This is a genomic window from Caballeronia eucalypticola (genome assembly GCF_047608185.1).
Classification (GTDB): Bacteria; Pseudomonadota; Gammaproteobacteria; order Burkholderiales; family Burkholderiaceae; genus Caballeronia.
This window is the reverse complement of sequence record NZ_JBLKRU010000067.1, coordinates 17286-33217: the sequence shown is the minus strand read 5'-3', so window position 1 is coordinate 33217 and position 15932 is coordinate 17286. Positions and strand designations below refer to the sequence as shown.

Below are 15932 nucleotides of genomic sequence, written 5' to 3'. Positions count from 1 at the left end.
GCAGCCGAACTCGCAAAGTGTCGATAAATGCCCGCACCCGGGCAGGCATGTGCGCGCGAGTCGGGAAAACGGCCCATATCCCAACTTCCAGTGGTTTGGCGTCAGCGAGGGCGATACGCTTCAATTCTCCGCGCTCAATCTGCTCATGCACGTCCCAGTAGGTCAGCATCGCGATACCGACACCCGCGATGCAGGCTGCTCGAACCGCGTCGACAGTACTGACTGACAAAGGACCACTAATTCGAACTCGGTGCGTTTCGCCGCTTCGCGTGAATGGCCAATTGTCCATTGCATGAAGCTTAATGCAAGGGTGCCCCACCAGATCTTCTATCGTGGAGGGTTCTCCGAAGCGTGCGATGTAGCCCGGCGATGCGATTAGCGTAAATGGATTGTCAGCTACTTTCGTCGCGATCATGTCCGAAGGCTTCATCACTGCCACGCGAACGGCCACATCCAGTCCTGCCGTCACAATGTCGATGACGCCGTCGCTCAGAGTCAAATCGACGCGGAGCGCGGGGTTGTCGGCGATCAACTCAGCCACGACAGGGACAACGACGGAATGGCCGATGACGTTCGGCGCTGTAATCTTCAACACGCCTGAGAGGCCGGAGCGACCGGACGAGACCGAGTCGATCGCCGAATCGCGAGCTTCTATGAGGGCGACTGCGTGAGGCAGAAAGGCCTCCCCCTCCGGCGTCAGCGACAGGGAACGCGTCGTGCGGTGGAATAGGCGCACGCCTAGCTCGGCCTCAAGGCCCGCCAACCTGCGGCTGACCAACATCGGCGTTGTGCCCAACTGACGAGCCGCAGCCGACAGGCTGCCGCCGGACGCAATCGTGCGAAACAGAGCCACATCTGCGAGATTCATATTTTAACGATAAACGATATATTGCTTATCGTCAATCCCATCTTCTGCACCCCATCCCAATAAGCTACATTTAAGTCCAGCAAGCAAGTAAGCCCCTGTTTTTGAGATTAAAAACGCTCGATGCAACGCTTTTGGAGGTCTGGATAATGGACATTGACACAAGCGCACTTTTCGCGCCAATCGTTATAAACGGCCGCACCGTGACGAACCGCCTCTCTGTCGCGCCGATGACGCGCATCACAGCGACCCGTGATGGCCGGGCGACCGAGACGATGACCCGGTACTACGAACGTTTCGCACGGGGTGGCTTCGGGACGGTCATCACCGAAGGCATTTACACCGATCAGGCGTTCTCGCAGGGCTACCTCGATCAGCCTGGCATAACTAACGAAGCGCAGGCCAATGCCTGGAAGCCGGTCGTTAGCGGCATCAAGGCGCATGGCGCGCTCGCCATCGCCCAGTTGATGCATGCCGGCGCAATAAGCCAGGGCAATCGCTTTCGCGACGGCACGGTGGGCCCGTCTGCCATTCAGCCCAAGGGCACGCAGATGACGTTCTATCACGGCAAGGACCACTACGCTCTTCCGGCCGCGATCACAGAGGCGCAGATCGCTGACGCCATCAATGGCTTTGCTAAGTCGGCGGGACGCGCAATCGAGAATGCGGGGTTTGACGCAATCGAGATCCATGGCGCCAATGGATATCTTCTCGACCAGTTTTTGACGGACTACGCCAACAAAAGAGCGGATCAATGGGGCGGCTCCACGGAGAACCGCGTGCAATTGATCGTCGAAACCTTCAAGGCGGTGCGTGCGAAGGTCGGAGCCATGGTGCCGGTCGGCGTGCGCATCTCCCAAGGGAAGGTGAACGACTACGAACACAAGTGGGCCGCCGCGGAACGCGATGCAGAAATCATCTTCGGCAGCCTCGCCGACGCCGGCGTGGACTTCATCCATGTGACCGACCATGAGGCGTGGAAGCCGGCCTTTACTCCGGGAAATGCATCGTTGATGCACCTAGCCAAGCGCTACGCACCCAAAGCAGCAATCCTTGCGAATGGCAGTCTGCACAATGTCGAGCGGGCGGTGGCTGCGCTGGATGACGGCGCCGACATCCTCACCTTCGGCCGCGGAGCGCTGGCGAATCCCGACTTTCCGCGGCGTTTGTCCGAGCGCGACGTCCTCAACGACTTCGATCCGACGATCCTTGGGCCCATCGCCAAACGTCAAGGAAGCGGAGCTGGCGATGTGAAGCCGACTTGGTTGCTGCGGTTCTCAGGTGGTTACCTAGCCTGTTCTCCGAAGCTCACAAGGTGCACCGGCTTCGCATTTTCGCTCAGAGATAAAGCGCCGCACTGAGGCTCTTCAATTACGAACCAGATGACGATCTTTGGCAGTGTGGCTTGATGCGCACGTCAACCGCTCATCCCATAGCGCAACAATTATTGAGAGGAATCACCATGGATATCAAATCACTCAAGCCAACCATCGTGCTTGTGCACGGGGCCGTCGAAGACTCGTCGCTCTGGACTCATGGAGTGATCCAGCGGCTCCAGCGCGAGGGCCACCCGTTCAAGGTCTTCTCCAATCCCTTGCGTGGCGTGGCGCACGACGCTGCCTACCTGCGTAGTCTGCTGGACACGATCGAGGGGCCCGTGATCCTCGTTTCCCACGCTTACGGCGGGGCCGTCATCAGCCAGGCTGGAGACGACCCCAAGGTCAAGGGACTAATCTACGCGGGCTCACCTATGCCCGGGGTAGGGGAATCTACAAACGATTGTCTCGAACGTTTTCCCGGCGGAGACTTCGCCTCGTCCGTCGATCTGATCCCATACACCTTGCCTGACGGAACCAGCGGCACGAATCTCCACGTCAAAGCCGATAAGTACAGCTACCTCCTCGCCGCCGACGTGCCTGAGAGCGTGCTCGCCCTGATGATCGCCACCCAACGGCCCATCGCCTTGGCAGCCCTCCAAGAGCCACTGACATCGGCTGCATGGATGAGCAAGCCAAGCTGGCAAATCAGGCCCCTGCTGGATCCCGTCATCCCCCAGGAAGAATTTAAGTTCGAAGCCGAGCGCGCCCACGCTCACGTCATTGAGCTGAAATCTTCGCACGCCATCCCCATCACTTTCCCGGATGTCGTGGTCGATGTGATCGAACAGGCCGTCCGCGCGGTCGCTCCCTGATTGCAGTCTGGCGTGCCTGCGCCGCGCCGCTGCGGAGAAGGCGCCGATCCACACGGTGGTTTCAGGATTGCTGCTGAATCATCGACGGTTTCTAGCTGGACCGAAAACGCCTTTATTACTAGGAGGCCTATTTGGGTAGTGCAAATGCAACTGTGTACGACCGAATGTAACTAACACCCACTGTTCAAGAGAGGATATTTCCAAATGGCTAATTTCGCGTTGTTTGTTGAATTGAAGGCAAAACAAGGAAAGGAATCGGAAGTTGAGGCGTTTCTAAGCGGGGAGGCCAAGCTGGTAAGAGGAGAAGCTGGAACGCTGACGTGGCACGCGGCGAAAGACGAAGGTGAGCCTGGAGTATATGTGGTCTTCGACACCTTCAACGACGAAGTTGCCCGCGAAGCTCATTTGAACGGCGAAGCCGGACAGGAACTTGCGGCGAATGCGGAGAGGCTGTTTTCCGAAGTTAAGATTCATCGGCTTCAGGTGGTCGCCGAGAAGTAAGGCCTCGAGGCGACGCTTCGTTGTAAAAAAAATGACATGAACCGGGCCACAGGCCATCGTTTTGTCGGCCGCGACGAAACGGCTAAGGCGCGCTTGGTCGGAAGCATTCCAGCCAAGCGTGCCGCAACGATGGGCGAGATCTCCGAGACGATCGTTTTCATCGCGTCTGCCAAGGCCCCGTACCTCACAGGCCGATCCATCGCAGTTGATGGCGACTACACCGCTCGATAAGAGCAATTCAATTTGCACCCTCGTTTTCAACCACCATCAGGAGGTCACCATGACCACCATCACCGTTCCTACCCGCGAAGAAGTCAGCGTACGCAACCAAGCCCTTTTCGATGATCTCAAAAAGGGCCTTGGGATGGTTCCCAACCTCTACGCCACGTTTGCCCTTTCGGAGACGGCACTTGCCACTTACTTGGCATTGCAAAACGCCAAGAGCAGCATCTCTGGCAAGGCTCGCGAGGTCGTCAACCTCGTTGTCAGCCAAGTCAACGAATGCGAGTATTGCTTGGCCGCCCACACCATGCTTGGGAAATTGAACGGTTTCACCGATGAGCAAATCATTGAAATCCGGCATGGCGAAGCCAGCTTCGACACCAAGCTCGACGCACTAACCCGATTGATCAAAGGCATCACGCAAAGCCGTGTCATATTGATCAAGCCTTGGTCGAAGCATTCTTTGCCGCAGGCTGGACGAAGGAAAACCTGGTGGATGCCATCGTCATTATTGGCGACAAAACAGTGAGCAACTACTTGCACTCGACCACGAAGGTTCCAGTGGACTTTGCTGTCGCCACGAAGCTTGATTGATTTGACTAAGCAAGGGGAACGCCATGCAAAGCGCGATTCCAGTCCGCGTCAGTAAGAGAGCAAAGCAGATGCTAAAATCTGCGCTGGGTATTTCCGTAGGCCTGCTGGCGGCCAGCGTTGGTATTCTCATAGCGTCTACGCACGCTAGAGGATTAGTCGCGCAATAGCCGCGGCACTCGCCGCTGCAGGCCGCGGCGTCATCGATTCCGAGAGACGTGTCGTCATGTCGAACGAATCCACGGACGTGACCTTTAAGCGTTCGGCTCGGAACTCTTGGTCGTTGTTCCGCTGCTGAGGATCGGCCTTTCTGGACAGCCGATGCCGTACAATCCGCCGAAACACAGTGCCTCACTCACGCTATGCGCATACCGCCGTTAAAAGCTATCGTTGCCTTCGAAAGTGTGGCGCGAACGAAAAGTGTCAATCGTGCAGCCGACGAGCTCGGGCTGACACCATCTGCTGTCAGCCATCAGCTTGCAAACCTCGAGACCATGGTTGGGCGGCAGTTATTTGCCCGCTTGGGACGCGGGCTTGTGTTGACCGCGACCGGTCAACAATATCTGATCGACGTCACCGGCTCGCTCGCTGATCTCAGCCGGGCAACCGAACGCGCGTCGAGCGACTCCAGTGTCGAGATCCTGCGCATCCATTCGAGTCCGAGTTTCGGGCTCATGTGGCTTCTGCCGCGCCTTGCCTCATTCCACGAAGCGAACGGGAACATCCAACTCAACCTCGACTGCTCCTACGAGGACGTATCGTTCACCTCCGGCTACTACGATCTCGACGTCCGACATGGCTATGCTCACTGGTCCGATGGCGAAATCCTGACGTTACGCGACGAGTGCGTGACGCCGCTCGCATCCCCTGAGCACCTTGAACGAAACCCTGTACAAGGCCCCGCCGATTTGCTTGAGCGGCGCTTGATTCTTTCGCAGACGCCACTTGTGCAGTGGAAGCAATGGTTCGGGAAGTTTGGCGTCCCGCTTTCCCGTAAAGCGTTCGATTTTTCATTCGATCGATCCTATATGTCGATTGAGGCGGCGGCCCTGGGCCACGGCATTGCACTTGAAAGTACGATGCTGGCTGCCGGTCACCTGAGGAAGGGGACGCTGGTGCCGGTGTTCGGGCGTGCTTTCGAAGTGGCCGTCGGCGCGCACCACATCGTGTACCCAGCCCAAGCCGCAACCCTCCCGAGGGTAGCGACATTCTTGGCATGGACGCAGGAGGAAATTGGCCGCGACACCGCTCATTGGGAGGGTAGGCGTTAAGGCAGGCGTTAAGTAAGCGCCACGTCAATTGCTGGTGTAAACCCTAGCAAGAAACCCCGACACCTGAAAAAATTTCAGCAATAGCTGAGCGTAACTCCATTGATCGAATCGAGGCTAACGCGGAAACTGCGTTCACTAACTCAGACGACCGATGGAGACAACGATGTTGCTCGAAAACAAAGTAGTGGTTATCACAGGCGCTGCCTCACCACGCGGCATTGGTAAAGCGACGGCCACGGCAATGGCTAGTCAAGGCGCGAAAATCGTGATTCTCGACCTTCGCCGCGAAGATGCCGAAAGCGCCGCACGAGACCTGGGGCAGGGACATCTTGGCCTCCAATGCGATGTGACCGATAAGGACGCATGTGTCCAGGCAGCCAGAGACGTAGTCGAGAAATACGGGCGTATCGACGGCCTAATCAATAACGCAGGCATTACGCAACCGATCAAAACATTGGACATCAAGGCGGAGAATTTCGACGCCGTCATTGGCGTGAACTTGCGCGGGACCTTGTACATGTCTCAAGCCGTGATCCCGCAAATGCGCGAGCAAAAGAGCGGAAGCATTGTGTGTATGTCGTCGGTCTCAGCGCAGCGCGGTGGAGGTATCTTCGGCGGCCCGCACTATAGCGCAGCGAAAGCCGGGGTACTCGGACTGGCGCGTGCGATGGCCCGCGAGCTCGGGCCCGATCATATCCGTGTGAACTCGATCACGCCGGGCCTCATCCAGACAGACATTACCGGCGACAAGCTTACGCCGGAGATGCGCGTCGATATCATCAAAGGAATTCCGCTCGGGCGTTTGGGTGACGCCGCCGACGTCGCCAACGCCTGTCTTTTCCTCTCGAGCGACCTGTCTTCGTACCTGACCGGCATCACGCTGGATGTCAACGGCGGCATGTTGATCCATTAAGACGTACAGTCGCTGCGCTCGCAGCCGCTGAGTCCAACGCACTCGGGAAGAAACCCGAGGCGCATAGCAGGAGACAAACATGAAACCGAAAGCAGTGGCGCCGTCAGAGATGGCGGACCTCGATGTGCCCGTCAGCACAACTGAATTTGAATCTAGGACGTACGCGAAAGTGGGTCGTCGCATCATCCCATTTTTGATGTTGTGTTATCTCGGCGCTTACCTGGACCGAGTTAACGTTGGTTTTGCGAAGCTGCAAATGCTCAGTGATTTGCGCTTCAGCGAAACCATTTACGGATTGGGCGCGGGAGTTTTCTTCCTCGGCTATTTTCTCTTTGAGGTGCCGAGCAACATCATCCTGCACAAGGTAGGCGCGCGTAACTGGCTCGCCCGGATTATGCTGACGTGGGCCGTCATCTCGGCGTGCTTCGTGTTTATACAGACGCCGACGACGTTCTATATCCTGCGCTTTCTTCTGGGCGTCGCCGAAGCGGGGTTCGCGCCCGGCGTCATTCTCTACCTGACATATTGGTTTCCCTCGACGCGGCGCGCGAAAGCGCTTTCGATTTTCTTCATGGCGATCCCGCTCGCTGGAATTGTGGGTGGTCCGTTGTCGGGATACATCATGCATTCCCTCCAAGGCGTGCACAACCTGGCGGGATGGAAGTGGCTTTTCATCCTTGAAGCGGTGCCTTCGTTGATCCTCGGCATCTCCATTCTTTTCTACCTCGACAATGGCATTGCATCAGCCAAATGGCTGACCGACGAAGAGAAGGCGTTGCTTGCAAAGAACGTGGAGAAGGACAACGCGCACAAGGTGGCACACGTCTCCATCCTCTCGTTCGTACGTGACCGTCGGCTCTGGGTCATGGCCGCGATTTATTTTTGCGTGGTCCTCGGCCAGTATGGGCTGACATTCTGGCTGCCCACGATCATTCGGAAGTCCGGTGTCGCCGATCCGTTATGGGTGGGCTTATTCACAGCGATCCCGTACATCTGCGCAATCGTGGCACTGCCACTGATCGGTGCGAGCGCTGACCGGCATCGTGAGCGCAGGTTGCATCTTGCGATTCCCATGCTCGTAGCAGCGGCGGGCTTTGCAACATTGCCGATGCTCGGCGGCGTTGCGGCGTCGCTGGTGTGTGTCAGCGTCGCAGCCGCCGGCATCCTGGCTTCGTCCTCGCAGTTCTGGTCTTTGCCCACAGCCGTGCTGGGCGGCATGTCGGCAGCGGCAGGAATCGCCGCAGTCAACTGCTTCGCCAACTTGGCCGGCTTTTTCTCTCCCGCCATCGTCGGTTGGTTAAACGACCTGACCGGTAAATCGACCGCGGGACTCATCTTCATTTCTGTGGCTGTCGTGATCGGAGCGGGACTCGTCTTTCTGGTGCCGGCTAAGACCGTCAATCGCTGACACGTAACACGTATTGCTCCATACCTAATTTCGAAGGAGATACCATGAATAACCCATCGTCGGGAATGGCTTCGCTCGTTGAGCGTGCCTATCAGATCCGCAGAAACGCCTTGCTCATGGGCGAAGTGCAGGGCCAGGGCTACATCGGTCAAGCGCTCGATATCGCGGATGTGTTGGCGGTCGCCTACTTCGGCGCGATGCGCTACCGCGCGGAAGATCCACACTGGGAAGGTCGCGACCGTTTCCTGCTTTCGAACGGTCACTACGCCATCGCGTTGTACGCGGCGCTCCTCGAAGCGGGCATCCTGCCGGCGGAAGAACTGGAGACCTATGGCAGCGACGATAGCCGCCTGCCGATGTCCGGGATGGCTAGTTATACGCCGGGCATGGAGATGTCAGGTGGCTCACTGGGCCAGGGTCTCACCATTGCGGTTGGCCGTTGCTTGGGCCTCAAACGCAAGGGCTCAGACGCATTCGTTTATACGTTGTTTTCGGACGGCGAGCTTGATGAAGGCGCCATCTGGGAAGGCATTATGTCGGCCGCGCATTGGAAGCTGGACAACCTGATCGCGATCATCGATGTGAATAATCAGCAAGCCGACGGGCCGTCCTCTCAAATCATGGCGTTCGAGCCGCTTGTCGAAAAGCTCGAAGCATTCGGATGGTTCACGCAGCGCGTGGTTGGCAATGACATAGAAGCGGTCAAGGCAGCATTTGACGCGGCGAGAAACCATCCAGTTGCACAACCGCGCATGATCGTTTGCGACACCCGAATGGGGTGCGGCGTGCCGTTCCTTGAAGAACGAGAAAAGAACCACTTTATCCGTGTTGATGCCCATGAGTGGCAGCTGGCACTCGCAGCACTCGAAGAAGGGAGACAGAAATGAGCGATACCACCACTCAGAAGCCGCGCCTGAAGACCTCAGCAATGATCGCTTCGATTGCAGGCGAAGGCCAAGTGACGCGCTCCGCTCCGTTTGGTCACGCGCTGGTGGAGTTGGCACGCAACAAGCAGAACGTGGTTGGTATGACCGCGGACCTTGGCAAATATACGGACCTGCACATCTTTGCGAAGGAGTTTCCTGAGCGGTATTACCAGATGGGCATGGCGGAACAGTTGTTGATGGGCGCGGCCGCAGGGATGGCGCACGAAGGCGCCCAGCCCTTTGTGACGACCTACGCTGTGTTCGCGACACGGCGCGCGTATGACTTCATCCATCAGGCGATCGCCGAAGACAACCTTGATGTAAAGATGATCTGTGCCCTGCCAGGTCTCACAACGGGGTACGGCCCGAGCCACCAGGCGGCGGAAGATCTTGCTCTGATGCGCGCCATGCCGAACATGACGGTTATTGACCCGTGCGACGCCCTCGATCTGGAACAAATGGTGCCGGCCATTTCAGCTCACAATGGACCGGTCTATGCCCGGTTGCTCCGAGGGAACGTGCCCGCCGTTCTTGATGAATACGACTACCAGTTTGAGATTGGTAAGGCGAAGCTGCTACGCGATGGTGCGGAAGTGCTGATCATTTCGTCCGGCATTATGACCATGCGTGCGCTCGAGACCGCGAAGGCGCTTGCGGCCAACAATGTCGGGGTAGGGGTGTTGCATGTTCCGACGATCAAGCCGCTCGACACCGAAACCATTGTGCGCGAAGCGAGGCGCACGGGCCGGATGGTCGTTGTTGCGGAAAATCACTCGACGATCGGTGGTCTGTGTGAAGCAGTCGCAACGACGCTGCTCACCGCAGGCGTGACGCCCGTGTTTCGCCAGATCGCCTTACCGGACGCGTTCTTGGCCGCCGGGGCTCTACCGACGCTGCACGACCGTTACGGCATCTCCACCGACGCAATGGTCGCTACGATCAAGGGGTGGCTCGGCTAACCGGGAAGTGGGAGCGGCGTGACGGCGGGTTATGGGGCTCTGGATGCGCTTGTGTGTGATCTGGCGTGACAAAAACAAAGGCGCGACTGCTTACTTGTTCGTATACGCCGCTCCTAACGGCTGCCTTGCCGAGGAGGGTGGCTGGGCCCCAAGCGAGTCACGCTGACCGCGCTAACCCGCCTCTCCGTCACGGGTACTGCGGAATCAAGGTAACGGAGGAACTTGTTATCCTTCCGTCCGAAGACTGCTATGAAAACCGGTGCGCTGGCCCGGTGCTAACAACGGGGTCTGCTGGATTGCCTGCGCGATCCGATATGCCGTTATTAATCACGACGCTTTACTTGCATTTTTACTCGCGTCCTGTGGCGTCACGTGCGAAACGTTTAAATGTGGAAAGGTTGAGAAAGACGACATGCCGAACGATTCGTGCGGAACATATTTTTCAGATGAGATTCTTGAGGGGCTGATCGCAAAGATCGGCTTGCCGGCGTATGCGGTGCTGTCGGTTATAGCTGCCGCAGAGTCTCACGAGGCGGGGCCCGTTCGCATGCCGCTTGAGAAGATAGCGGAACTCATGGGACGGAGCGTTGAGATGACGCGATCGGGAATGGACACTCTGAAAAAGCATCGACTCATCTCGATCGAGCTTCAGGGCCGGAATAACGTCTATCAGTTCGTGCCGCGATCGCATCGGACAAGTCGCGCTAACTAGGATGCGTCGTTGTATAGAACGACCGAGAACAGCGAAATCTCAGTGACATGGTTCGCAACGGTCAGGCTCATTGATGTTCGGGTCTAACTCGGCCGTGTCCTGCGCTGTGAGTGGCGATCTCAGAGCCGTTGCTGCGCATAGCTGTTGTTGGAAGCCGTTAAAAAGGCTGGGAGTCGGGCGCATGGAAGGGTATCGTTTCCCTAGCACTCGACCAGGAGCCGCCATGCGATGCACGATCGTTCTTGAGTTCGACAACGGCGATGGGAGTGTGGTGAAGCGGGTTGAGGTCATGGGGTTTCACAGGCCCGTCGAAGACCAGACACCCGGAGACGTCGGACTGTCACTCGCCGAAGGCAAGTCATTGCTCAATTGTGTGCAGCAGGAGTTCGTTGTCGAACAGGTCGAACGTTTTTGCACGTCGCGTAGATCCTGTGTGGACTGTGGCGTACAACGGCGCCTGCACGATAGTCATTGCTCGGAGCTGAAGACCACACTGGGAAAGGTTTTTTATTGCCGCGAACGATGGAAGGCCTGCAATTGTGGCGCTGACGGCTCGAGATATGTTTCTCCGCTCAAGACTACCTGACGGAGGCAAGCACCGGTGAACTGAGATGGCTGCACGCAGAGCTTGGCGCCACGATGCCCTATCGGCAAGCCAGGCGCGTCATGGACCTTCTGCTACCCAGCTCGGGCCGCGACAATCATGTAACCATACGCAATCACACCGTGACCGTCGGCAAATCGATTCAGCACGCACGGCCTGTGCGCCAGTGGTGCGAGGAGACAAAGCCGAATGCGGAGCTCGGCATTGACGTCGGTTATGTCCGTCGCGCACGTTGCAACTGCAAGGGTTCGGGCAAGGACAATCGCGCAGAAGCCGGAAACCAGTCATCGTCGATCACAGTCGTCGTTGCTGCTGTAGGCCAATTAGGTGAGCAACCGCGAGTGTGGGCTTCCGCCATGCCGCGCACCAAGCGGCTGAATCAAGAAATGACACGATTCCTGGAGGTCAGCGGATACGGGGACCCTAGTGAAGTCGTTGTCCTGACCGATGGCGCGCGGGACTTGGTCGGCGTCGCGCACGACCTTCCCTACGATAGTGAATGGATTCTCGACTGGGCGCATATCGGGCGGATGCTGCGACGCGTCGATCAAGCTATCGCGCCTCTGGCATATGGGCGACTCACGGACAGTGGATCAGCGTTCGAACTGTGGGATCTGTTCGTGCGCTTCCGCCATTACGTCTGGACCGGAGACTCAGTGGCTTGGCAGCAGTTCGCAGCTAAGCTCGCTCACTTGCTTGATCTGCGTGAGAAGCGAGATCCGGCAGCGAGCAGCCAGATCAAGAAAGCAAGTTACAGCCTCTCCAATGTGGTCACGTATCTCGAGAGCAACCTTGAGTCGCTGATCGACTATCGCACGTGGCAACGTGTAGGACGGCGAATCTCTACCGGCTTCGTCGAGTCGTCGGTCAACCGAATAGTTGGCCGTCGAATGTGCAAGAGCCAGCATATGCGCTGGAGTCGCGTGGGAGCACACAGTGTCGTACAGCTGCGCGTCGCGCTGTTGAACCAGGAATTCCGCGAATTCGCACGGCGACAGTTTCCGTGGATTGGACAGCGACGCGTTACGTGGCCCTGGCAGAGAACATCCCAGGGTTTTTAACGGCTTCCCTCAACATAAGTTTCTCTAACACACACCGTAGTACTAACTATTTGTCAGCTATTCGGGAATTGCTTTAGGATTTTGTTGACGGCCGACACGACAGCTGTTGGCGTATCAATCTTGTCAGCGGCTCGATATTAGCTGTTCCCTCGATGAATCAAGACAACATTTTTTCCGTATCAGAACGGTTTACTGTGAGAGTAGGGTGCAAGCCTGAATTCATTGCACGCAGCTGAGTTCTATTGCCCAGGAGGCTTTTGCGGTTAGGGTAAGAGGTTTGGGATTTTTGCAGAACCCTTTATACTCAAGGACAGAAAATTTAAAGATGTTATGCAAGGAAGAATGTGTGCAAGGGCGTACGCATGTAATGTAACTTCGAGCCGCTGCAGGATCGCTCGCTCTTCCTGTAACCGCTCAACGAACGTGCAAAGGAAAACAAGTGAATATGTTGTCAGAGCTGGACTCAACTTTGTCAGGAATCGAGCAGCTTCTAGCCTTGATTTCTGCCGGCTTACAGCCCGCCATACACGAAACACTCGACATCGCACTTGTAGCCGCCGAGGAAGGGCTAGTGGCGGTGGAGGCTAGGCCCGGAAAGCGTCATCTCAACCCCGCAGGGATTATCCAAGGCGGCTATTTGGCTGTTGTCTTGGATACTGCATGTGGTTGCGCCGTGCACAGTATGTTGCCGCCTAAGACCGTTTATACGACTCTCGAGCTTAAGGTTTCCTACCATCGTCCGGTAACACTTACGACAGGTCATCTTCGAGCCGAAGGTCGAATATTATCGGTGGGTCGACGAGCAGCATTTTCCGAGGGAAAGGTTTTTGATGACAAAGGTAAACTGATTGCCTCGGCAACTTCGTCGTTGATCATTACTTCGATTCTGGAAACTTGACGAGCGCGAAAACAGCTAGCGAGCTCTTGAAAAACGAGATGCATGGGGAGCCAATTTGGCCGTTAGTAACGTTGCTAAAAACACCTTTATGCAATTGCCGTGGCTAGCTAGAACGCAATCGCCCGAGCGCGCGAACTCAAGGTCTTGTTACCCATTTCGGTTCATTATTAACTTTTGTTAGGGACCGGCTCCCCCATCAGATTCATTGTAGGCGCCGGCCATACGGTTCAAAGTCTGAGTGCGGTCTGAAGAATTTCCATTGCTTTCATTTCGTCCAGCAAACCCGCCCGCGCTTTTGAGACAAGTGTTTTGATAAGCGCTTCGGCCACCGGCTCAATTCCGTGTGTGTCCTCGTTGATATCAATCGAAGAACGGACACCTCGAGCCATGCGACGTGGTGGCGACAGATCGTTATGCACATTGCCATCCATCATTTCGCCTATTGGCGTGAGCGTAACGCCCAATGTGGCAGGTTCAAGCACACCTTGATCGCCATTCAGTTGAGGCGTTCGTCGTTGGTATTTCCGTTTAGCGCCAGCTACTGCAAGCACGGCGCCGGGTCCCGCTGCCGTAGCGCTATCGCGGTCAATGCCACCGGAGGAACTTTGTTGTTTTATCGACTTTTTAGCGGCCACGAGATTCGCGCTTATTTTTCCGCCAGCGCGGGAAGATGGTGCGAGTAGTTTCAAGGTCGCAGACGGAATGTCAATCTCGGCATGCGGCGAGTCCAACCATCCGTCGGGCAATGAAAGCGCGGATGTGAGTCGATTTGCTTCAATGTCGTTCAAGCGCTTCTGTCCATGAAGTCGATGGGCGACATTTGCCGAACTTAAGCCAGTGACGGTGCTCAATGCTGCTTTCGAGCCCTTGCGAGCTGTCAGAATGTGCAAGTTTGCTCGTCGTATCTCGTGCAAGCTCAACTCCTGTGCACTGGGCGAAGCTCGGGGCTTCTTTTTCGCGGAAGGCACAGCGCTGTGGCTGGCCTTTGCAGGAACTCGTTTTGCACCTACGCCTTGAGTGGCAAAGGGCTTACCGTTGCCTGGCTTTGCAGTTTCAAGCGAAGCAGGATTCTTTTTGCGCATCTCATCATCCCCTATCAGATTGACGACGACAGTGCCTTAGCCACGGCGCTTGTTGTCTCATTACCTTGTGTTTCGAAGTCTAAATCGCGGTCGGCATCATGAACGGACGCCTTTAACCTGGCCACCGCCGCACTGTCCAGAACGGGATTCGTTTGGTCAAAATCGCCATCAGGTAACCCGAGCGTCCGCTCCATATGGAACGCTGTCTCAGAATTAAAACGTTGTCCTTTCGACAATTCGTCCAAACGCACCATATTGATATTCAACGCCAGGGCCACGTGCTCGGCGCCGACAGCTTCTACCAGATACTTGAAAGCTCCGGTCTTCACGATTGATGCGAATTGAGTGGGATCTAGCGCGACCGGGGGTCGAACGTATGGCTTATCGGCTCTTACTGTTTGGGACATCGACCGCTGGTTTTTGGCGTGCGACTCGTTCCGCGGAAATCTAGAGTCTCGGCCCTGCGCTTGACTCATGTGCATCAGCTCCTTTGCATCGTCCGAACATGGGAGTGATTGTAGTCGTTATTGTTTGCTAATGACTAACAAACCTGCCGAAGTGGCGCAATTTTCTCCAAATTTTGAGCAGATTAAGGAGGTGCTGCACTTGAATTTTGGCAGATGCTTCGGCCACGCCGTGTCTGCAGTTTCGGAGTAACGTAAGGCCGCGACATGACTAGATGTGAATCATGCTCTATTGCAGCTTGCCGCCCGATTGCTCTGAGACATTCGAAAAAAACGATGATTCAAACCTTATGAAATACATATCTACATTGACCGCGGAAGCAGAGGCTAGACACCTCGCTGTCCACGCTATGCACCGAGCGAGAAGTCCGGGCGCACCCTGGGTGCTCGCGAGAAGACGGGGAGCGGCGGGACGTACATGTCTCGAATAATCTTATAGTGCCGTGGCGAAGGTTCTCGACCGCAGCGTCTCTGTACGGATGGCAATACTGCTTCATCGTCAAAAGGTCAGCTCTGAAGGATGGGATAGCCGGAGCCTTTAGGGGATGTTTTGCCCTATAAAAAAGGACGATTGTTGATTGTAGAAGTAGAAAGACTTCGTTCTGGAAAGTCGTGTTGGCAGCGCCTGACATTTCGGAATCGATCGAATGTTGAGACTCACGGTCACGGCAGGGGTTGATTGCAAGCATGGCATGCAAGCGGTTCTGCGTGACGGCGCAACGGTAGATATGCACGACTCGTCGGTTGGTGGTCGTGCCCCAAAAACCCTGAAACCATCTTGATGAAGTGTTCTTATCGCGATGAAGGTGTTAACAAGTCAGATATGCGCCCGCTCCTTGCCGGATCGAGCCGGACGGGACGAGCGCATGTGTGTACTCTCGCGGTACTAGAATGCCTTGGTTGCCAGCGGACAGTAGTCGCTCTTTCGCTCCATCGGTTAATGTCGCGTTCAATGGTCACCAGCGCCCGATCGGTGGCTCGGGGAAATCCACCTTGTGAAGGCGCAGTCCGGACGGCTCGACGGATGGATGGCGCTGAGAGCCTATATCGCGTTGTTGAGCACGTCTCCATTTTTGGCAGCGATGTTCCCGATAGACGCCTCTCAGCGCTTCGTGCACTTGCTATTTCGTTGCTTAGATTGTGCGCGGTTGGTACTGGCGTGATTTCTGGTGTCCGGTTTATTAACAAAAATTTGACCGCGGCCCACGTTTGGCGCTTGGGGTCGCATCTAAGAGCAGTTTGCAGGCTTAGGTTGGTTTTCCAC

The 15932-nt window shown here is 56.3% G+C and carries 15 protein-coding genes and 1 pseudogene; 13 read left to right on the top strand and 3 right to left on the bottom strand.

The window, feature by feature from the left end; genetic code table 11:
• Nucleotides 1–868 (bottom strand): LysR family transcriptional regulator (locus ACMX25_RS37665; RefSeq protein ID WP_414954302.1); only part of this gene is annotated, 868 nt, incomplete at its 3' end.
• Nucleotides 869–1014: 146 nt separating this feature from the next.
• Between ACMX25_RS37665 and ACMX25_RS37660 the strand changes: the two genes are divergently transcribed.
• The 13 genes and pseudogenes from ACMX25_RS37660 to ACMX25_RS37600 all read left to right on the top strand — a co-directional run bounded on the left by ACMX25_RS37660 (nucleotide 1015) and on the right by ACMX25_RS37600 (nucleotide 13122).
• Nucleotides 1015–2226, top strand: a complete 1212-nt coding sequence (locus ACMX25_RS37660; RefSeq protein ID WP_414954301.1) for an NADH:flavin oxidoreductase — start codon at nucleotides 1015–1017, stop codon at nucleotides 2224–2226.
• A 101-nt stretch (nucleotides 2227–2327) separates the two neighbouring features.
• A complete protein-coding gene (locus ACMX25_RS37655) occupies nucleotides 2328–3056 on the top strand; it encodes an alpha/beta hydrolase (protein ID WP_414954300.1) in 729 nt (242 codons plus the stop codon).
• 204 nt (nucleotides 3057–3260) lie between these two features.
• Entirely contained in the window at nucleotides 3261–3557 is a 297-nt protein-coding gene (locus ACMX25_RS37650) for a putative quinol monooxygenase (protein WP_414954299.1), read from the top strand.
• 36 nt (nucleotides 3558–3593) lie between these two features.
• Nucleotides 3594–3788: an SDR family oxidoreductase gene (locus ACMX25_RS37645; protein ID WP_414954298.1), complete on the top strand. Its 195-nt coding sequence runs from the start codon at nucleotides 3594–3596 to the stop codon at nucleotides 3786–3788.
• 49 nt (nucleotides 3789–3837) lie between these two features.
• Nucleotides 3838–4308: a carboxymuconolactone decarboxylase family protein gene (locus tag ACMX25_RS37640; protein WP_414954944.1), complete on the top strand. Its 471-nt coding sequence runs from the start codon at nucleotides 3838–3840 to the stop codon at nucleotides 4306–4308.
• A 424-nt stretch (nucleotides 4309–4732) separates the two neighbouring features.
• Nucleotides 4733–5641 carry a LysR substrate-binding domain-containing protein gene (locus tag ACMX25_RS37635; protein WP_414954943.1) on the top strand — a complete coding sequence of 303 codons (909 nt, stop codon included), beginning with the start codon at nucleotides 4733–4735 and terminating at the stop codon, nucleotides 5639–5641.
• A 163-nt stretch (nucleotides 5642–5804) separates the two neighbouring features.
• Nucleotides 5805–6554, top strand: a complete 750-nt coding sequence (locus ACMX25_RS37630) for an SDR family NAD(P)-dependent oxidoreductase (protein ID WP_414954942.1) — start codon at nucleotides 5805–5807, stop codon at nucleotides 6552–6554.
• Between the two features lie 109 nt (nucleotides 6555–6663).
• On the top strand, nucleotides 6664–7962 hold the full coding sequence (locus ACMX25_RS37625) for an MFS transporter (protein WP_414954947.1): 1299 nt from the start codon (nucleotides 6664–6666) through the stop codon (nucleotides 7960–7962).
• Nucleotides 7963–8006: 44 nt separating this feature from the next.
• Entirely contained in the window at nucleotides 8007–8849 is an 843-nt protein-coding gene (locus tag ACMX25_RS37620) for a transketolase (protein ID WP_414954941.1), read from the top strand.
• Entirely contained in the window at nucleotides 8846–9847 is a 1002-nt protein-coding gene (locus tag ACMX25_RS37615) for a transketolase family protein (RefSeq protein ID WP_414954940.1), read from the top strand. Before ACMX25_RS37620 ends, ACMX25_RS37615 begins: the two co-directional genes overlap by 4 nt.
• A 412-nt stretch (nucleotides 9848–10259) precedes the next feature.
• Entirely contained in the window at nucleotides 10260–10559 is a 300-nt protein-coding gene (locus ACMX25_RS37610; protein ID WP_414954939.1) for a hypothetical protein, read from the top strand.
• A 223-nt stretch (nucleotides 10560–10782) separates the two neighbouring features.
• Nucleotides 10783–12224, top strand: a pseudogene (locus tag ACMX25_RS37605) (ISKra4 family transposase).
• Between the two features lie 445 nt (nucleotides 12225–12669).
• Nucleotides 12670–13122, top strand: coding sequence for a PaaI family thioesterase (locus ACMX25_RS37600; RefSeq protein ID WP_414954946.1), 453 nt, complete (start codon nucleotides 12670–12672; stop codon nucleotides 13120–13122).
• A 227-nt stretch (nucleotides 13123–13349) separates the two neighbouring features.
• On the opposite strand, the gene ACMX25_RS37595 is transcribed toward ACMX25_RS37600, so the two are convergent.
• Nucleotides 13350–14204 carry a hypothetical protein gene (locus ACMX25_RS37595; protein ID WP_414954938.1) on the bottom strand — a complete coding sequence of 285 codons (855 nt, stop codon included), beginning with the start codon at nucleotides 14202–14204 and terminating at the stop codon, nucleotides 13350–13352.
• Nucleotides 14205–14218: 14 nt separating this feature from the next.
• Complete coding sequence (locus tag ACMX25_RS37590) at nucleotides 14219–14533, bottom strand: hypothetical protein (RefSeq protein WP_414954937.1); 315 nt, start codon at nucleotides 14531–14533, stop codon at nucleotides 14219–14221.
• Nucleotides 14534–15932 lie beyond the last annotated feature (1399 nt).